At 73.2% G+C, this 18,036-nt stretch carries 17 protein-coding genes; 6 read left to right on the top strand and 11 right to left on the bottom strand.

What is annotated here, in order from left to right; genetic code table 11:
* Entirely contained in the window at positions 1-852 is an 852-nt protein-coding gene (locus ACQKM2_RS30875) for a Scr1 family TA system antitoxin-like transcriptional regulator (protein WP_427715499.1), read from the bottom strand.
* A gap of 240 nt (positions 853-1,092) precedes the next feature.
* Between ACQKM2_RS30875 and ACQKM2_RS30870 the strand changes: the two genes are divergently transcribed.
* Positions 1,093-1,515: an ATP-binding protein gene (locus ACQKM2_RS30870; protein ID WP_427715496.1), complete on the top strand. Its 423-nt coding sequence runs from the start codon at positions 1,093-1,095 to the stop codon at positions 1,513-1,515.
* A gap of 52 nt (positions 1,516-1,567) precedes the next feature.
* On the opposite strand, the gene ACQKM2_RS30865 is transcribed toward ACQKM2_RS30870, so the two are convergent.
* The 4 genes from ACQKM2_RS30865 to ACQKM2_RS30850 all read right to left on the bottom strand — a co-directional run bounded on the left by ACQKM2_RS30865 (position 1,568) and on the right by ACQKM2_RS30850 (position 4,972).
* Positions 1,568-2,095: a hypothetical protein gene (locus ACQKM2_RS30865; RefSeq protein ID WP_427715493.1), complete on the bottom strand. Its 528-nt coding sequence runs from the start codon at positions 2,093-2,095 to the stop codon at positions 1,568-1,570.
* Between the two features lie 317 nt (positions 2,096-2,412).
* Positions 2,413-3,366 carry an IS481 family transposase gene (locus ACQKM2_RS30860; RefSeq protein ID WP_427715490.1) on the bottom strand — a complete coding sequence of 318 codons (954 nt, stop codon included), beginning with the start codon at positions 3,364-3,366 and terminating at the stop codon, positions 2,413-2,415.
* A 103-nt stretch (positions 3,367-3,469) separates the two neighbouring features.
* A complete protein-coding gene (locus tag ACQKM2_RS30855) occupies positions 3,470-3,964 on the bottom strand; it encodes a MarR family winged helix-turn-helix transcriptional regulator (RefSeq protein WP_427715487.1) in 495 nt (164 codons plus the stop codon).
* A gap of 81 nt (positions 3,965-4,045) precedes the next feature.
* A complete protein-coding gene (locus ACQKM2_RS30850; protein ID WP_427715484.1) occupies positions 4,046-4,972 on the bottom strand; it encodes a cyclase family protein in 927 nt (308 codons plus the stop codon).
* A 106-nt stretch (positions 4,973-5,078) separates the two neighbouring features.
* On the opposite strand from ACQKM2_RS30850, the gene ACQKM2_RS30845 reads away from it, so the two are divergent.
* From ACQKM2_RS30845 to ACQKM2_RS30835, 3 genes are read left to right on the top strand one after another with little or no spacing between them, the layout of a single operon-like run.
* Positions 5,079-5,990 (top strand): SDR family NAD(P)-dependent oxidoreductase, encoded by a 912-nt coding sequence (locus ACQKM2_RS30845; RefSeq protein ID WP_427715482.1) that lies wholly within the window; start codon positions 5,079-5,081, stop codon positions 5,988-5,990.
* A gap of 11 nt (positions 5,991-6,001) precedes the next feature.
* Positions 6,002-7,198, top strand: a complete 1,197-nt coding sequence (locus tag ACQKM2_RS30840; RefSeq protein ID WP_427715480.1) for an acyl-CoA dehydrogenase family protein — start codon at positions 6,002-6,004, stop codon at positions 7,196-7,198.
* Positions 7,195-8,262, top strand: coding sequence for a Zn-dependent alcohol dehydrogenase (locus tag ACQKM2_RS30835; RefSeq protein ID WP_427715477.1), 1,068 nt, complete (start codon positions 7,195-7,197; stop codon positions 8,260-8,262). Before ACQKM2_RS30840 ends, ACQKM2_RS30835 begins: the two co-directional genes overlap by 4 nt.
* 28 nt (positions 8,263-8,290) lie before the next feature.
* On the opposite strand, the gene ACQKM2_RS30830 is transcribed toward ACQKM2_RS30835, so the two are convergent.
* Together ACQKM2_RS30830 and ACQKM2_RS30825 are read right to left on the bottom strand one after the other, a co-directional pair.
* The gene (locus tag ACQKM2_RS30830; protein ID WP_427715475.1) at positions 8,291-9,190 is read right to left on the bottom strand and encodes a hypothetical protein; all 900 of its coding nucleotides are present in this window, start codon (positions 9,188-9,190) and stop codon (positions 8,291-8,293) included.
* 59 nt (positions 9,191-9,249) lie between these two features.
* Positions 9,250-9,864, bottom strand: a complete 615-nt coding sequence (locus tag ACQKM2_RS30825; RefSeq protein WP_427715595.1) for a flavin reductase family protein — start codon at positions 9,862-9,864, stop codon at positions 9,250-9,252.
* 119 nt (positions 9,865-9,983) lie between these two features.
* On the opposite strand from ACQKM2_RS30825, the gene ACQKM2_RS30820 reads away from it, so the two are divergent.
* On the top strand, positions 9,984-10,547 hold the full coding sequence (locus ACQKM2_RS30820) for a hypothetical protein (protein WP_427715472.1): 564 nt from the start codon (positions 9,984-9,986) through the stop codon (positions 10,545-10,547).
* 124 nt (positions 10,548-10,671) lie between these two features.
* Positions 10,672-11,466 carry a VOC family protein gene (locus tag ACQKM2_RS30815; RefSeq protein WP_427715594.1) on the top strand — a complete coding sequence of 265 codons (795 nt, stop codon included), beginning with the start codon at positions 10,672-10,674 and terminating at the stop codon, positions 11,464-11,466.
* A gap of 55 nt (positions 11,467-11,521) precedes the next feature.
* On the opposite strand, the gene ACQKM2_RS30810 is transcribed toward ACQKM2_RS30815, so the two are convergent.
* From ACQKM2_RS30810 to ACQKM2_RS30795, 4 genes are all read right to left on the bottom strand, one after another.
* Positions 11,522-13,651 (bottom strand): DUF11 domain-containing protein, encoded by a 2,130-nt coding sequence (locus ACQKM2_RS30810; RefSeq protein WP_427715470.1) that lies wholly within the window; start codon positions 13,649-13,651, stop codon positions 11,522-11,524.
* 79 nt (positions 13,652-13,730) lie between these two features.
* Positions 13,731-15,806: a lectin-like domain-containing protein gene (locus ACQKM2_RS30805; protein ID WP_427715467.1), complete on the bottom strand. Its 2,076-nt coding sequence runs from the start codon at positions 15,804-15,806 to the stop codon at positions 13,731-13,733.
* The gene (locus ACQKM2_RS30800) at positions 15,803-16,993 is read right to left on the bottom strand and encodes a DUF11 domain-containing protein (RefSeq protein WP_427715464.1); all 1,191 of its coding nucleotides are present in this window, start codon (positions 16,991-16,993) and stop codon (positions 15,803-15,805) included. The genes ACQKM2_RS30805 and ACQKM2_RS30800 overlap by 4 nt, the downstream gene beginning before the upstream one ends.
* Positions 16,994-17,101: 108 nt before the next feature.
* A complete protein-coding gene (locus ACQKM2_RS30795) occupies positions 17,102-17,905 on the bottom strand; it encodes an enoyl-CoA hydratase/isomerase family protein (RefSeq protein ID WP_427715461.1) in 804 nt (267 codons plus the stop codon).
* Between the last annotated feature and the right edge of the window lie 131 nt (positions 17,906-18,036).

The raw sequence follows: 18,036 nt of genomic DNA, 5'->3' as shown, positions 1-18,036 counted from the left end.
TCACAGTTGTTGCGCCATCTCGCGGATGAAATCGCGAGACCGTTCGGGGTCGAGTGCCCGCTCCTCGGTCCGGTCCAGGACCGCCCGGTAGTTGGCGAGCCGTGTCTCGGCGTCGAGCAGCACGCTTCCGGTGGGGATGTCGGTCTGGACGGTGTCCAGCTGCGGAACCGGACCGTAGGCGTAGAGCGTCGGGCCCCCGGCGTTGGGGAAGCCGCCGGCTTCGAAGGGGATGACCCGGACGGTCAGGTTGTCCCGCTCGGACTGCTTCAGCAGGTAGTCGAGCTGGCTGGACGTGACCCTGCGGCCGCCGAACCGCATCCGCAGGGCGGCCTCGTGGATGAGGAAGGTGAACGCCGGTGCGTCCTTGCGGTCGAGCACGTCCCGGCGGCGCATCCGCAGTGAGAGGTATCGCCGCAGGTCCTGAGGGTGCAGGGGCGGCACGGCTTCCTCGAAGACGGCGCGGGCGTAGTCCTCGGTCTGCAACAGCCCGGGCATGTGCATGATTTGCACGCTGCGGAGGGCAGCGGCGTGGTGTTCCAGCTCGCACAGGTCGAGCAGGCTCGCCGGGAGTTCGTCGCGGTAGTCGTCCCACCAACCCCGGCCGCGTTCGTCGGCCATGGCCGCCAGGGCTTCCACGTAGGCGGTGTCCGGGCAGCCGTAGTGCCTCGCCCAGGTGCGCACGCGGTCGCTGCTGACGCCGAAGCGCCCGCTCTCGACGTTGCTCATGTTGGTCCGGTCGGTGCTCAGTTGGGACGCGGCCTCGGTCATCGAGATGCCGGCCTGTTCCCGGATCTTGCGGAGCTCGCTGCCCACTCGGCGCTGTCGGGCGGTCGGAGCCTTCCTTGGCGGCATCGGCGTCCCCTCCTGTCGGCTCTCATCTTGGCCTGTGGCCGGGAGCGGGGTCCACCTGTCGCTTCAGTTTTACGGTTTGCGTAGCAACCGTATGACGGAGTGGCTACAGTCGGTGCCCGCACCACGTCGCACGGCAACCAAGACCGAAGTGCAGCCGCCGGCATGCGCCTCGGGCGGCCATCGCCACGGCATGCCGGGCAGACGGGGAGCGTGAACTCGTACCGCATCGGGAGGAGTGTCATGAGCATCAGCGCCGTACCGGAGGGTGGACTCACCTACCGGATGGTCGCGCCCAGTCGGGCCGAGGCCGTGCGGGTGGCCCGGGACTGGGTCGTGGCCGTGTTGCGGAGTGCCGGTTGCGGGGCGGAGGTGGGGGAGCGGGCTCGGCTCTGCGTGTCCGAGGTGGTGACCAACGCGCACCGGCACACCGACTCCCCCGAGATCGCCGTCGAGGTGGCCCTGCTCGGGGGGCGGGTCACCGTCTACGTCTACGACTGCGCGCCCGAGCGGTGGCCCGAGCAGGGCCGCAGCCGCGGGGTGATGGCCACCCACGGGCGGGGCCTCGCGCTCGTCGCCGCCACCGCCGACGACTGGGCGGCCGTGGCTCAGGGGGACTGCGTCAAGGTGGTGTGGTTCGGCTTCGCGGCGGCGGAAAGCGGGTGAGGCCGCCCGGGCCCGCGGGCGGGATCGGGCGGCCTCGTCGGCGCGGAGCGGCTCAGCAGGGGCGGATGTGGAAGACCGGGGTCCAGTTCGCGGTGCCGGTGTCCTTGGCCACGTTCGACCAGCGCTCGCTGCCGTCGCTGTTGTAGAAGCGGGCGCGGGTGCCGGGGGTCTGGTTGTTGTTGAACGTGCCGTTGCCGACGCCGTTGAAGTCGTAGTAGCCGCAGCGGTAGTAGTCGTAGTTGTTGCCGTTGCCGTCCGTGATGCACAGGTGGCCGTTGCCGCAGGCCAGTGCAGCGTCCGGCGCGGCCAGGTCGCGGGTCTCGGTCTGGCCCGGGGCCCGCAGCACCACGCTGCCGCCGGCGGTGGACAGCTTGTTCGCGGAGACCTGGCGGGCCCCCGGCTCGGCGGCGAGTAACGCGTCCACCTGCTGCCGGAGTTCGGCGGTCTGCGCGGCCGTGAGGCCGGCGGCGCGGGTCTGCTGGGAGAAGGCGGTGGTCGTCGAGGCTTCGGCGGTCAGTACCGGGCCCGCTATCAGGGCCGCGGTGGCGGTCATCGTCGCGAGGATCTTGCGCGGTGACATGGGTGTTCCCCTTCTTCTGCTTCGGCAGCCGGGCGGTCGCCGCTCGTGACGGCGGTCGCTGAGTCGCGGGACTCATCGTTCCGAAGTCGGGTCTGGGCATGAAGGGGGGATTCGGCCGGGTTGCGGCTCTTGTCGCGATACCTCGGGTGTGCGTGTGTCTCAGGAGTCCCGGGGGTTTCCGAACTGATGCGTGGTCCATGCATCGTTCCCCCTGGCCGGGCGGGGTGTTTCGTCACCGTCCGTTGCGTTTGGGGTGGCTTGGCGTGATGAGGACGGAGCGGGTGGCCGTCGGCGCGGGGTGGGGCGGTCGGCAGGGCCTAGCTGTATTGACCCGGAGCGTTGTTCACGCGGCTGATGGGTGGGTTGCCGTTGAGTGCGGTGTGGCAGCGGTGGTGGTTGTAGGTGTGGAGGAAGTCTGCCAGGGCCGCTGTCCGCTCGGTGTTCGAGGTGTAGGGCCGCAGGTAGGCCCACTCGTCGAGGAGGGTGCGGTTGAAGCGTTCGACTTTGCCGTTGGTCTGCGGCCGGTAGGCCTGGGTCAGCTTGCCGGTCGCGCCGAGTTCCGCGAGGGCGGCCTTCCAGGCCAGGCCCTTGCGATAGGCCCAGGCGTTGTCGGTCAGGACCCGCTCGATGCGGTCGATGCCCTGGGCCTGGAAGAACGCGGCCGCGCGGGTCAGGAAGCCCGCGCAGGTCGCGACCTTCTCGTCCGGGTGGATCTCGCTGTAGGCGAGGCGGGAGTGGTCGTCGACGGCGGAGTGGACGTAGTCGAAGCCCATGCCGCGGATCGGGCGGCCGGCCTGGCGGCCGTTGGTCTTGTGGCCGCCGCCGTCGGGAATCCGGCCGAGCTTCTTCACGTCCACGTGGATCAGCTCGCCCGGTCGCTCACGCTCGTAACGGCGGATCACGACTCCGGTCGGCCGGTCGATCCAGGCCAGCCGGTTCAGCCGGCGGCGGGTCAGGATCCGGTGCACGGTCGAGGTGTGCAGGCCCAGGATCGGGCCGATCCGGGCCGGGCCGAGCTTGCGGGTCCGCCGCAGCTCGCAGACCCGATCTTCCATCGCGGAGGCGGTCCGGTGCGGGGTGGTGAGAGGCCGGCTCGACCGGTCGTGCAGGCCCGCCTCGCCCTCGGTCCGCCACCGGCGGATCCATTTGTGGGCGGTGGCCCGGGAGATCCCCATCTCGGCCGCCACATGAGCAACCGGACGGCCTGAGCAGACACGTTCGACCAGCAGTCTCCTACCGAAGACGGTCAGCCGGGCATTACGGTGGGGCACGAAGACCTCCGTGCGGTGAGTTCCTAGACAGCTCCCACCACACCGGAGGTCTTCGCCATGTTCAAGACCAAACCAGTGTCAACAACGCTCGTGATCAATACACCTAGCGCGCCGCGGCCTTGACGTTGTCGGCCATTCGGCGGAGCACCCGCAGTGCGGCGACGTACTCCTCGTCGGTGATGCCCTCGTGGATCTCCGCGCGGAGGCCGGTGACCAGCTCGCGGATCCGCTCGATGGCCTCGCGTCCGGTGTCGCTGACGGTCAGCAGCTCGCCGTTGCCGTAGCTGTCCAGCCAGCCGCGGTGGATCAGCTGGTCGACCGCGCGCGGGACCTCGTGCGGGGACTCCGCGAACTCCGCCAGGTCCGCGAGGACGGTCTCGCGGGGGAGCGGCCCGCCGGCCCGCTGGACGCGGTTGAGCGTCCACCACTGGGGCTGGGTGACGTCGACCCGGGCCATCGCGTCCCGGATGTGCCCGATCACGGCCCGGTGGGCGACCCCGCTCCAGTACCCGATGGGCTGGCTGGGCAGCATCTCGTCGGTGGCGGCGGGGTCGGCGGGGGCGGCAGGGGTGGCGGTGAGCTGGGTCTTTGTGGTCATGCCTACGACCGTAGGACCCCAAGTCCGCTTGAGGTCAACCCGCTTGGTCGAGGATCGCTCGACCCGACGCGTCCGGGGGGCTCAGAGCACCGCCACCGGGGCCACCGGGGTGCCCGTGCCGCCTACGAAGGGTTCCGGCATCGCCGAGAGGAGGAAGGAGTGGCGGCCGGCTTCCGCACAGGCTGTGGACAGTTCCTCCAGGTTCCAGTTCTGGCCCTGGTGCATGCCCATCTCGACCAGGTCCAGCGCGTGCACCGGCAGCCACAGGTTCTCGATCTCCGGCGGGAAGATCTCGAAGGTCAGGGTGTCGTTCGCGACGGCCGCCACGTCCCGGGCGTGGAACCACTCCGGGGTGTGGATGGAGAGGCCCGGGGACGGGTAGCCGTAGCCGTGCTTGTCGCCCGCCAGGTAGGCCTGGATCTGGCCGGTGCGGACGAGTACGACGTCGCCCGCGCGGACCGTGACGCGGCCGAACTCCTCCGCCTCCGCCAGGTCCCCGGGGGTGACCGCGTGGTCCCCCGGGAGCCGGTCCAGGCCCTTGGCGCGGGCCACGTCCAGCAGGACCCCGCGCGAGACGATGTGCCGGGCCTTGTCGATGCCGCTGAACTCCGCCCGCCCGTGCGCGGTGATCGTCGACGCCGGGCGGCCGTTGTAGATGCGGCCCGAGTGCGAGACGTGCGTGAGGGCGTCCCAGTGGGTGGCCGACTGGAGGCCCATCGTCACGGCGTCGTCGGAGCACGCCACCGTGCCCGGGCCGAAGAGCTCCTGGTTGATCTGCACCATGGTGTGGAAGGGGTTGACCCGGCCCGGGATCATCCCGGACTGCACCCCGTCCTCCTTGAGGGGGAGGGCCAGGGGGATCCGGCGGCCCGTGCGGATCTCCGTCGCCGCCGCCCGGACGACCTCGTCGGTGATCAGGTTCAGGGTGCCGATCTCGTCGTCGGCGCCCCAGCGGCCCCAGTTGTTGATCCGCTTGGCGATCTCGTGGAACTCGGGAGGGAGGGACACCGGCCATCAGCTCCTAGGGCTCGGGGCTTGCTCAGGGCTTGTGTGAAGGGATCTGACTGGTCATAGAATCTAACGGTCCGTCAGAAAACAGGGGAAGGGGTCGGCCGTGGGGAACTTCTTGGCAGGAAAGGTGGTCGCCGTCACCGGCGCGGGCCGGGGCATCGGCCGGGCGGTGGCGCTCGCCGCCGCCGCCGAGGGCGCCAAGGTCGTCGTCAACGACTACGGGGTCGGGATCGAGGGCGGCGAGCCCACCAGCGAGATCGCGGAGAACGTGGTCAAGGAGATCCAGGCCGCCGGCGGCGAGGCCGTCGCCGTCGCCGACGACATCTCCACCATGGCCGGCGGCCAGCGCATCGTGGACACCGCCCTCGCCGAGTACGGGCGCGTCGACGGCGTCGTCTGCGTCGCCGGCATCCTGCGCGAGCGGATGCTCTTCAACATGTCCGAGGAGGAGTGGGACCCCGTCGTCGCCACGCACCTGAAGGGGACCTTCACCGTCTTCCGGGCCGCCTCCGCCGTCATGCGCCGCCAGGGCTCCGGCACGCTCATCGGCTTCACCAGCGGCAACCACACCGGATCCGTGGCCCAGGCCAACTACAGCGCCGCCAAGGGCGGGATCATCTCCCTCGTCCGCAGCGCCGCCCTCGGCCTCCACAAGTACGGGGTCACCGCCAACGCCGTCGCACCCGTCGCCCGGACCCGGATGTCCGCCAACGTGCCGATGGAGCTCAAGGAGATCGGCGACCCCGAGGACGTCGCCGCGCTCGTGACGTACCTGCTCAGCGACCGCGCCAGGGCCGAGGACATCACCGGGCAGGTCTACACGATCGCCGGCCCCAAGATCGCCGTCTGGGCGCAGCCGCGCGAGCTCCGCGCCGGCTACGCCGAGGGCGCCTGGACCCCCGAGAGGATCGCCGACTTCCTCCCCGGCACCGTCGGCACCGACCCGATGCCGATGCTCGCCCAGCTCGACGCCATGGCCAAGGCCGCCGCCGCCAAGGACCGGCCCAACGCCTGAGGGAGCACGCCGTGGACTTCAGCTTCGGGGCCGAGGACGAGGAACTGCGCGCCCGTGCCCGCGCATGGCTCACCGGGCACCTCGTCGGCCCGTACGCACAGGCGGCCGGCCTCGGCGGACCGGGCAGCGAACACGAGGGGGTCGAGGCCCGCCGCGACTGGGAACGGGAGCTGGGCCGCGGCGGCTGGATCGGCCAGGGCTGGCAGGAGGAGGGTTACGGCAACCGGCGGCTCTCCCTCACCGGGCAGGTGGTGTGGGCCGAGGAGTACGCGGCGCTGCGCGCCCCCGCCCGGGTCGGCCACATCGGGGAGAACCTCCTCGCCCCCACCCTGATCGCCTACGGCAGCCGCGAGCAGAAGGACCGCTTCCTGCCCGCGATCGCCCGCGGCGAGGAGCTGTGGTGCCAGGGCTACAGCGAACCGGACGCCGGATCCGACCTCGCCGGGGTCCGCACCGCCGCCGTACGCGACACCGCCGACGGGCTGCTGCGCGTCACCGGGCAGAAGATCTGGACCTCCCTGGCCCGCGAGGCCGACTGGTGCTTCGTCCTGGCCCGCACCGAGGCCGGCTCCCGCCGCCACCGGGGGCTGTCCTTCCTCCTCGTACGCATGGACCAGCCCGGCCGCGTCGAGGTCCGCCCGATCCGGCAGATGTCCGGGACGGCGGAGTTCAACGAGGTCTTCTTCGACGGGGCCGTCGCCTCCGAGGTCGTCGGCGGCGAGGGCAACGGCTGGGCCGTCGCCATGGGCCTGCTCGCCCTCGAACGCGGCGTCTCCACCCTCGTCCAGCAGATCGGCTTCGCCGCCGAACTGGAGCGCGTGGTCACGGCGTACGCGGCCTCCGGCACGCCCGACCCGGTCCTGCGCGAACGCCTCGTACGGCAGTGGGCGGAGCTGCGCACCATGCGCTGGAACGCCCTGCGCACCCTGGGCGGCGCGGCCGGTGACCCCGGCGCGCCCAGCGTGGCGAAGCTGCTGTGGGGCGGGTGGCACCGGCGGCTCGGGGAGCTGGCCGTCCAGGTCCGGGGCGCGGCCGCGGCGGCCGGGCCGGGGTTCTGGGCGCAGGGGGACCCGTACGAACTCGGGCTCGACGAGGAACAGCGCCTCTTCCTGTTCACCCGGGCCGACACGATCTACGGCGGCTCGGACGAGATCCAGCGGAACATCATCGCCGAGCGGGTGCTCGGCCTGCCTAAGGAGCCCAGGTGAGAGGCGTCGTGTTCGACGGCAAGCAGGCCCAGGTGGTCGGGGATCTGGAGCTCCGGGACCCGGGGCCGGGGGAGGTGCTGGTCGCGATAGCGGCGGCCGGGCTGTGCCACAGCGACCTGTCGGTGATCGACGGGACGATCCCGTTCCCGCCGCCGGTGGTGCTCGGGCACGAGGGCGCCGGCGTGGTCGAGGCGGTGGGGGCCGGGGTGACGCACGTGGCGCCCGGTGACCACGTGTCCCTGTCGACCCTCGCGAACTGCGGGGCCTGCGCGGACTGCGACCGGGGCCGGCCGACGATGTGCCGCAAGGCCATCGGGATGCCGGACCGGCCCTTCTCGCGGGCCGGGCAGCCGCTGTTCCAGTTCGCCTCGAACTCGGCGTTCGCGGAGCGGACCCTCGTCAAGGCCGTGCAGGCGGTGAAGATCCCGGACGACGTGCCGCTGACCTCGGCCGCCCTGATCGGCTGCGGGGTGCTCACGGGCGTGGGAGCGGTTCTGAACCGGGCGAAGGTGGGCCTCGGGGAGACCGTCGTGGTCATCGGCACCGGCGGGATCGGGCTCAACGTCATCCAGGGCGCCCGGATCGCGGGCGCGTCCGTCATCGTCGCCGTGGACGCGAACCCGGCGAAGGAGGCGGTGGCCCGGCAGTTCGGCGCCACCCACTTCGTGGACGCCTCGGCCGTGGACGACACCTCGGCGGCGGTCCGGGAGGTCCTGCCGACCGGCGCGGACCACGCCTTCGAGTGCGTCGGCAACGTCAGGCTGATCCGGCAGGCCGTCGACCTCCTCGACCGGCACGGGCAGGCGGTGCTGCTCGGCGTGCCGGGCTTCAAGGAGGAGGCGTCCTTCCTGGTGTCCTCCATGTACCTGGACAAGACGATCATGGGCTGCCGGTACGGGTCCTCCCGCCCGCAGCGCGACATCGCCCTCTACGCCGAGCTGTACCGGCAGGGGAAGCTGCTGCTGGACGAGCTGGTGACCGAGGTCTACCCGGTGGAGGACTTCGCCAAGGCCGTGGACGACGCCCACCACGGGCGGGTCGCGCGCGGAGTGCTCACCTTCTGATCCGGGTGGCAGGGGGTGGCCCGCCGCACTATGCGCGGCGGGCCATCCAGGTCAGCGCCAGCGCGGGCGCGGGGAGCGCGAGGAGGGCCCAGAGGCGGGTGAAGCCCGCCACCGGCGCGTCCAGGGCCACCGGCAGCAGCGCGAGGGCGCCGAGGAGCAGCAGCCCGAGGGCGGGCAGGTGCGTGCCGGGGTCGAAGCGGCGCATCCGCTCCAGGGCCCGCGGTTCGATGTACGACTTGATCGCGGCGCCCGCGACGAAGGGCCACGGCCCGAGGGCGATGAAGAAGACCACGGCGATCAGCTCGCCGCCCACCCGGGCGGGCGAGGTGCCCACGCCGACCTCGGGGTGGCCGGGGGCGAAGAAGACCTCGGCCGTGCTGCCCGGCCCGGGGCGCTCCCAGGTGGACACCCCCGTGACGGCGACGTCCCGGGGGCCGTCGTCGTAGGGGACGCTGAGGATCACGTCGGTGCTGTAGTAAGCGTCGTCGTCGTCCGTGGCCGGGTGGTGGACCGGTTCGCCGGCCAGCCGGACGATGCGGGCCTCGTGGCGGTCGTACCCGGCCAGCTCCAGCCGTTCGACGCGCCTGCCCTCCTCGCCGGACTCGGTGAAGCACAGGACGAGCGCGGCGAAGGTGGCGAGGGGGATCCCGAAGGCGACCAGGATCCGCAGCAGGCGGCCGCGCGGCCGTCCCGGCGGGCGTTTGCGCAGGTCGGCCTTGGGCGGGACGCGGCGGGCGTGGAGGGAGGCCGCCACCCAGCACGCGGCGAAGAGGGCGGAGGCGCCGGCCAGGCACACCTCCACCGTCAGCGGCGGGTACGGGCTCGCCCCGACGACGGCGCACAGCACCGCGGCCGCGGCGCTGCCCAGCATCAGCCACCCGGTGGTGCCGGTCCACCGGGTGCGCCCCGGCTCGTACGTGTTCCCCACCGCGGCCCCCCGCCCTGATGTCGACCGCAGGAGGATAACGGCCGGTCGGGGCGGGGGAGTCAGTCGGCCAGGCGGGCGAAGCGGCCCTTGTGGAAGAGGAGCGGCCCGCCCTCGCCGGCGGCGCCCATGGCCTCGACGCGGCCGACCACGATGAGGTGGTCGCCGCCGGTGTGGACGGCGTGGATCCGGCAGTCGATCCAGGCCGGTACGTCGTCCAGCTGCGGGGAGCCGGTCGCGGGGGCGGGCCGGTGGGGGACCCCGGCGAACTTGTCGGCGCCGCTGACCGCGAAGGCCCGGCACAGTTCGCCCTGTTCGGCCCCGAGGATGTTGACGCAGAACACCCCGGCGCGGGCGATCCGCGGCCAGGTGGTCGACGTACGGGCCACCATGAAGGTGACCAGGGGCGGGTCCAGGGAGAGCGAGGCGAAGGACTGGCAGGCGAAGCCGGCCGGGCCCTCCTCGCCCTCGGCGGGCGGGGCGGTGATGACCGTGACCCCGCTCGCGAAGTTGCCCAGTACGGCCCGGAACTCGGCGGGGCTGACGGGCGCGCGCTCGTCCTCGCCGACGGCCCGGAGGTCGGGGCGGGGCAGAGCGTCGACGTGTCCGGCGGAGGTGGGGGAGCCGGCTGACCTGAGGTATCGGACGACGGTGGCCGCCATCCCTGCGTGTCCCATCACCCTTCCGATTGAAGCTGACGGTGCGTCAGATGGGAAGAGGTGTGGGGCTGGAGGCGGGGCCGGGTGTAGGGTGCGAGCGTATTGAACACGTTCAAGTATGGGGTGGGTGGGGCGTGATGGCGTACGCGGTACGGGTGCGCGGGCAGGTGCCGCAGGTCCGCGAGCCGGCGAGCGTGTGGAACCGGGAGCTGCCCGGGTCCCTGGTCCTGGCGGCCGGGCAGCCGCTGCTGCTGCTGGTGGCCTCCGTGTTCTTCTCCCTCCGGCAGTCGGACTACGAGTCCGCCAACGGCGGGGCCTTCGGCGTCATGGTCCTGTTCTGCGTGGCCCCCCTGCTGTTCCCGCTGCTGGGACTGCTCCACACCGCGCTGTTCGCGCTGCCCGTCACCGCCGCCGCCCGGGCCCTCGGCCGGCGCACCCGCCTGCCCGCCCCGGCCCTGGCCGTCCTGCTCGGCGCGGCCCTCGCGGCGCTCTACGCGGCCGAGGGATGGCGGCACGGGCTGCCCTTCGGGGCGACCTGGGCGTGGGTCGGCGGCCTCGCGGTGCTGCCGGTCGGCGGCGCGCTGTACGCGCGGGCCCGGGACACGCGCCCGGCGCGGACGCTCGCCCTGGGCGCCGCCGTGACCGTGGTCCTCCTGCTGGTGCTGCTGCTCTTCGGCACCGGCTTCCTCATCGCGGGCTGAGGACCGGCCGGGCATCCCCCGGGCGGGTGAATCCGCCGGGGCCCGGGCGCCCGTACGCCGTCACGCGCGCGGGGCGTGGGCATGGTGGCCAGCGACCGTGTCGCCCCACCCGCTGGAGGACCCCATGCTCGGCACCGCCTTCCGTACCGGATCGCCCAACTGGCTCGACCTCGGAAGCCCCGACACCGCCGCGGCCGCCGCCTTCTACGGGTCCGTCTTCGGCTGGGAGTTCGCCTCCGCCGGGCCCGACGCGGGCGGGTACGGGTTCTTCAAGCTCGGCGGGAAGACCGTGGCCGCGCTCGGCCCGCTCACCGAGAAGGGCGCCACGTCGGCGTGGATGGTGCACTTCCAGAGCGCCGACATGCAGGCCACGGCCGAGGCGGTGCGGGCCGGGGGCGGGACCGTGCGCATGGAGCCCATGGACGTCATGGGCGAGGGCTGGCTGGCGCAGTTCACCGACCCGCAGGGCGCCCAGTTCGCGTCCTGGCAGCCCGGCAAGACCGGCGGGCTGGAGGTGGCCTCCGACGTGAACACCCTGGTGTGGGCGGAGCTCCACGTCCCGGACCCGGTCGCCGCGATCCGCTTCTACGCCGGTGTGTTCGGCTGGCGGTACGTCGAGATGGAGACGCCGGGGATGACGTACCGGGTGCTCAGCATCGGCGAGGGCGACCAGGAGGACGGCTCCTTCGGCGGCGTGGCCCCGCAGGGCGAGGGCGCGGGCGGCGCCTCGACGATGGTGCCGCGCTGGGTGCCGTACTTCCACGTGGCGGACGTCGACGCCACCGTCACCGCCGTCGAGGGCAACGGCGGCGCGGTGCTGATGCCGGCCGCCGACGTCCCCGACGTCGGCCGGATCGCCTGGGCCTCCGACCCGGCCGGAGCGGTGTTCGCGCTGCTGAAGCCGGACCCGCGGATGTAGCGGTACGGGCGCCGGGTCCGGCCGGCGGGGCGTGCGCCCCGCCGGCCGGACCGGTTCACGGAGTCGTCTTGCCCACCTCCAGGTCGGCCGTCGGCTCCTTGACCGTGCCCGCGGGCGGGCCGGCCGCAGCGCTGGTGTTGTTCGCCGGACGCGGGTCGGCGGTCAGCGAGTCCACCGTCGCCGTGTTGCGGATGTCCGTGCCGTTGCCGGTGTACTCCGGGTCCAGCTTCACCTTGATCACCCAGGTCACCGAGGCGCCCGGGGCCAGGTGGGCCAGCGGACCGCAGGTGACCGTCCGGCCCGAGACGCAGGTCGCGTCACCCGAGACGAAGCTCAGCGCCGTCGGCAGGCTGTCGGTGACGGAGACCTGGTCGGCCTGCGAGGGGCCGTTGTTGGTGACTGTCAGGGCGTAGTCGAAGGTCTCGCCCGGGGCGATCGCCGTGGTCTGCACCGCCCGCTTCACGATGGCCAGGTCGGCCGACGGCTCCGCCACGTGACCGCCGGGGACGGTCGCGGTGCCCTTGTCGTTCTCCGACGCCGGGTCGATGTTGTCGGCCGTGACCTCGGCCGTGTTCTTCAGGTCGGAGCCCGTGCCCTTGTAGCCGGGGTCGATCTTCACCGTCAGCAGGTACTCGACCGTCTCGCCGACCTTCAGCGGAGCGGTCCGCTTGCACGAGACGAGACGGCCGGCGGCGGTGCAGCCGGACGGCGTGGAGGACACGTACGACAGGCCCTCGGGCAGGTTGTCGGTGAGCTTCACGTTGAACGCGTCCGCCGACGGGCCGTAGTTGCTGACCCGGATCCGGTAGTCGAAGGTCTGGCCCGGGACCGGCGGCGTGCTGCCGACGGCCTCCTTGTGCACCCCGAGGTCCGCGGTCGGCTTGTTGACGCGGCTGCCCGGCAGGCCGGCGGGGCTGCTCGTGTTGTTCTCCGGCTTGGGGTCCTTGGTCCGCGCGGCGGCGGTGGCCGTGTTGCGGATGTCGGAGCCGTCACCGGTGTAGTTGCTGTCGAGGCGGACCGTGAACCGCCACGCCCGGGACGCCCCCGGCTCCAGCACGGCCTGCGGGCCGCAGGTGACCGTGCCGTCGGTGGCCCGGCAGCCGTCGGACGACGGCGAGGACACGAACGCCAGCTGCGACGGCAGCCTGTCGGTGACCGTGGTGTCCACCGCGCGCGACGGGCCGTCGTTGGTCGCCGTCACCACGTACTCGAAGGTCTGCCCGGGGGCGATCACCGTGTCGTTCGCGGTGCGCTTCACCGTCCACACGTCGGCCTGCGGCTCGGTCACCCCGCCCGGCGGCAGCACCGGCTGCGAGGTGTTGTCGGCGGGCTCGGGGTCCTTCGACGCGGAGGTGGAGGTGGCCGTGTTGCGGAGGTTCTCGCCGTCACCGGAGTAGGCCGCGTCCAGCTTCACCTTGAACGTCCACACCACGTCCCCGCCGGGGATCATCCGGGCCAGCGGGCCGCAGGTGACCGTCCGGCCGGACGCCGCGCACGGGTCGGCGGAGGAGACGAAGGTCAGCCCGTCGGGCAGGGCGTCCGTGACCGTCACGTTGCGCGCGTCCGAGGGGCCCTTGTTGGACGTACGGATCTCGTACTCGAACTCCTGCCCGGGGACCGTCGGCCCCGACCCCAGCGGGGTCTTGACGGTGGCCAGGTCCGAGACCGGGTCGAACGGACCGGGTGGCCGCACCGGGTCGGGCTTGTTGTTGCCCGGGTCGGGGTCGGTGGCGTCCGACGTGCCGGAGGCACTGTTGCCGAGGTTGGAGCCGTCGCCCTGGTACGAGGGGCTCAGCCGGGCGTGGAAGCGCCAGCTGCGGCTCTGCCCGGCCGCCAGCTGCGGTTCGGGCCCGCAGGTGACGGTCTGGTCGACGGCCGTGCAGCCGTCGGAGGAGTCGACGAAGGTGATCCCGTCCGGCAGCCGGTCGGTGGCCTTCACGTTCCGGGCGACCGAGGGGCCCTTGTTCCTCGCGGTGAGGGTGTAGGTGATCAGGTCACCGGGGGCCTCGGCCGCCTTCGTGACCGCCAGGCGGGTGGTCACCTCGGCCGGGCCGAGCCGTGCGGTCGCGGCCTGTGCGGTCGCGGTCTGTGCGGTCGCGGGGGCCGGCGCGGCCCACAGTGCGGCCGCGCAGAGCAGCGGGGCCAGGGCCCGCGCCACCGACCGCCGGCCTGGGGTCGTCGTCATCGCGCATCGTTCCGTTTCGTGCGTGAGAGACCGTACAGAGCGCTGTACGGGAGATCCGGGGGTGCGGGGCCGGCGGGGGTCAGCCCGCGCGTACGGCCTTGGACAGTTCGATGTCGGCGGTCGGCGGGCGGACCCGGCCGCCCGGTGTGCCGGCCGAGCCGCTGTTGTCGGCGGGGTTCGGGTCGGCGGTGTCCGACACGGCGGTCGCGGTGTTGCGCAGGGCCGTGCCGTCGCCCGCGAACGCCGGGTCGACCCGCACCGTGAACGTCCACGCCCGGCTGCCGCCCGGGTCCACGGCCGGCTCCGTCCCGCAGGTCACCTCCTGTCCGGAGGCGGTGCAGCCGTCGCCCGAGGAGACGAACGCCAGGCCCGTCGGCAGCGGGTCGGTGACCCGTACCCTCCGGGCCGTGGACGGGCCCGCGTTGCGGACGGTCACCGTGTACGTGAAGGTCTCCCCGGGTGCGACCGGCGTACGGTCCTGCGCCGCCTTGGCGAGCGACAGGTCGGCCCGCGGCGGGGCGAGCCCGCCGGGCGGTCCGGCCGCCGCGCTGGTGTTGTTCTCCGGCCGGGGGTCGGGCAGGCCCTGGCGGACGGACGCCACGTTGCCGAGGTCGGAGCCGTCGCCGGTGTACGCCGGGTCCAGCCGTACGCGCACCGTCCACGAGGCGCTCGTACCGGCGTTGACCGGCCCCCGGGGCGGGCAGGACAGCCGCTGCCCGGCGGCCGTGCAGCCGCTCGCCGAGGAAACGAACCGCAGCGGGTCCGGCAGGGTGTCGGACATCAGGACCGTCTGCGTGTGGGAGGGGCCGAGGTTGCGCGTGGTGATCCGGTACTCGAACTCCTGGCCCGGGGCCACCGGACCGGCACCGACGCCCTCCTTCTCGGCGGTGATGTCGGCGTGGGCCGTGACGGTGACGTCGGAGGCGGTGGAGGTGTTGTCCGCCGGGTTCGTGTCCGTACGGTCGGCCGGGGCGGTGACCGTTGCCGTGTTGGTGAGGGTGGCGGGCTGGGCGGGGGCGTTGCCGGTGACCGTGTAGGTGACGGAGCCGCCGCGTCTGAGGTCGGCCTTCGTGTCGAGGGTGCTGCCGCTGCCGGAGGCCGCGCCGCAGGTGCCGCCGGTGCCGGCCTTGCAGGTCCAGGTCACGTCGGTGAGGCCCGGCACGGTGTCGCGTACGAGGGCGCCCGTGACGTCGTTGGCCTGGCTGTTGGAGACGGTGACCGTGTACGTCACCGGGGCGCCGGCCGGGACCGTCGACTGGGCGGTCGACTTCACCACCCTCAGGTCGGCGGGCACGTTGATGGTCAGGTCGTCGATCTCGTGGATGTTCGTCGCGCCGCCGGTGCCGGCCGAGAAGCCCACCTTGAGGGTGGACGGGAGGGCCGGCTGGTTGGCGATCGCGGTGACGTCGTAGTCGGTGATCAGCTGGGTGAGGGCGGTGTCCGGGCCGCTGTCCGACCACACCGAGAGCAGCATCTTGCCGCCGCTGGGCAGCAGCGAGACGCGTACGCGGCGCTCCTTGGCGCGGCTGCCGGTCTCGACGGTCGATCCGGGCCCGTCGGCGGCCGTGGCGTAGCGGTAGCCGGTCGTGCCGCTGCCGCCGCCGCGCACCACGATCTTGTTGGCCTGGGTGCCGGGGCCGCCGTTGCCGACGGAGCCGGAGGAGAAGTTGCCGAACTCGTCGAGGCCGATGCCGAGGTACGCGCCGGGCACGCCCGAGGTCACGCAGCGGTTGGCCGTGCCCGAGCAGGCGTAGCCGAGGCTGCCGCCGGAGGGGCCGGTGGCGTCGGCGGCGGATCCGTCGGTGAGGTAGAAGGACAGGCCGTCGCCGCGCTTGCCCTCGAAGGCGGTGCCGCCGTAGGTGGCGTAGCGGAACTCGGCGACGATGCCGAGGGTGGTGGAGAAGGTGTCCTTCATCTTCCAGGTGCCGGCCTGGCTGTTGCTCGCGGACGTCAGCCGCAGCCAGCCGCCGCCGGTGGGGTAGGAGGCGTTGCCGCTGGTGGTGCCGAGGTTGGTGGAGCTGTCGAAGGTCTCGTTCACGGGGAAGGCCAGGGCCGCGCGGGGGCGGGCCTCGGCCTTCGCCGGGTGGGGGGCGGGGGTCAGGAGCGCGGCCGCGCAGAGCAGGGCGGCGGCTGCGAGCAGGCGGGGCGTCCTCATCGGCGGCGCGCTGCGGCGCGGAGGGCGGTGCCGCAGGCGAGCAGTCCGGCGGAGGCGCCGGCGAGCCACGGGGGGAGGCGGGTGCCGCAGTCGGCGAGCTCGCCGGGGTCGGGTGCGGGTGCGGGCGGGGGCGGGGGTGCGGGCCGGCCGTGGTCGGGCTCTTCGGCCTCGTGGGGGTCCGGCTTCCGGGGGTGGTCGTGGTGGTCGTGGTGGTCGTGGTGGTCGCGGCCGGGACGGGCGCCGTGCACCAGGCAGAGGCGGCCGCCGTCCGGGCCGGTCGTGCCCGGGGCGTTGGCGTTGTCGGAGGGGTCCGGGTCGCGCACGGCGGAGCTGACGCGGGCGGTGTTCTCGATCGCGGTGCAGCGGCCGCCGGGCGGGTTGGCCCGGTCCTCCTCCCCGGTCAGGGCGCGGACGGTGATCCGGAACTCCGCCGTCTCCCCGGGCGGGAGCCGGTCGAAGGCGGGACACCGGACGAGGGGCTCCTCACCCGGGGCGGACGCACAGTCGTCCGGGGAGGACAGCAGGGCGAGGGAGTCCGGGAGCCGGTCGGTGACCGCGACCTGCCGGGCCGTGGCCGGACCCGCGTTGTGCACCTTGATCAGGTACGTGAACTTCTCGCCCGGCCGCACGTCCTTGCGGCCCTTGGCGAGTACGGCCGTCTTGGTGAGGGAGAGGTCGGCCAGGAGGGCGCTGGGCGGGAGGACGAGGCCGGTCAGGGAGGTGGAGTTGTTCGCGGGGTGGGGGTCGGTGGTGCCGGCTTCGACGGCGGCCTCGTTGACGATGTCCCCGCCCTCGCCCCGGTAGCCGGGCGCCAGCCGCACCGTGATCACCCAGGTGTGCGAGGCGCCGACGGCGAGGGTGGGGAGGGGGCCGCAGACCACGGTCCGGCCGGTCGCCGTGGCCGCGCAGCCGTCGCGGGAGGCCAGGAACTCCAGCGCGGTGGGGAGGCGGTCGGTGACGGTGACCTGCCGGGCGGTGGAGGGCCCGTGGTTGGTCACCGTCACGAGGTAGTCGTACGTCTCGGTGGCGCGGGTCGCCTGCTGCGGGCGTACGGCGGCCGTGACGGTCAGGTCGGCGGGTTCCTCCGGGGCGGGTGAGGCCGCCGCACGGGCGGCTGCCGCGGACAGGAACACGGAGGCCGCCGCCGCGCACAGTGCGGGAAGCGTGCGCGGCAGACGGGTTTTCACGCGCCAGGTAGGACCCATGCGGTCAGCTATTCACATGAATGGGGCGCGGGGTGTCCGGTCAGTTGATCACTGCTGCCTCACGGGTGATCGATTTCAGTCGTTCGGGGGTCAGCGGCCCAGGTACTTCGGGGTGCGGCGCTCCACGAAGCTCGCCACGCCCTCGTTCGCGTCGGCGGTGGTCATGTTGATCTCCTGGGCGGTGGCCTCGGCGGCCAGCGCGGTGGCGCGGTCGCTGTCGAGGGAGGCGTTGACCAGCTGCTTCGTGAGCGCGAGGGCGCGGGTGGGGCCCTGCGCGAGCCGCTCGGCCCACTCGCGGGCGGCCGCCTCCAGCCCGTCGGCGGGCACCACCTTGTTGACCAGCCCGAGCCGGGCCGCCTCCGCGGCGGGGACGGCGTCGCCGAAGAACATCAGCTCCTTGGCCTTCTGGGGGCCGAGGAGGCGGGGCAGGAGGTAGGCGCCGGCTCCGTCGGGGACGAGGCCGCGGCGGACGAACACCTCGATGAAACGGGCGGTGTCGGCGGCGATGACGAGGTCGCAGGCGAGGGCGAGGTGGGCGCCGATGCCGGCGGCGGTGCCGTTGACGGCGGCGATGACGGGCTTCTCGCAGTCGAGGACCGCGGTGATCAGGCGCTGCGCGCCGAGCCGGATCATGCGGGCCACGTCGCCGGCGACGCGCTCGCCGGTGTCGGTGCCGCTGCCGCTGCCGCTGCCGCTACGGAGGTCGGCGCCGGCGCAGAAGCCCTTGCCGGTGGCGGTGACGACGACGGCGCGGATGCCGGGGTCGCCGGAGGCGGTGTCGAGCAGCGAGATGACGCGCTCGCGCTGGTCCCGGGTGAGGGCGTTCATGGCGTCGGGCCGGTTGAGGGTGATCCAGCTGACGCCGGCGTCGGTGCGGTGCAGGATCTCGTCCATGGCTGTGCGCTCCTGTTCGGGGTGGGGTGTGGTTGGTGCCGCTGGGCTGCCGCTGCGCGGGGCTCGGCCCCTCCCCGCCCTTCACCCGTTCTCGCCTCAGTCGCCGGCGAGGCTATACATAGCCTCGCCGG

Origin of the sequence: Streptomyces sp. NPDC004126, assembly GCF_050275515.1 — a bacterium.
In the GTDB taxonomy this organism is placed as follows: Bacteria; Actinomycetota; Actinomycetes; order Streptomycetales; family Streptomycetaceae; genus Streptomyces.
Note: the sequence above shows the minus strand (reverse complement) of the source record. Positions and strands in the feature narration are given on the sequence as shown.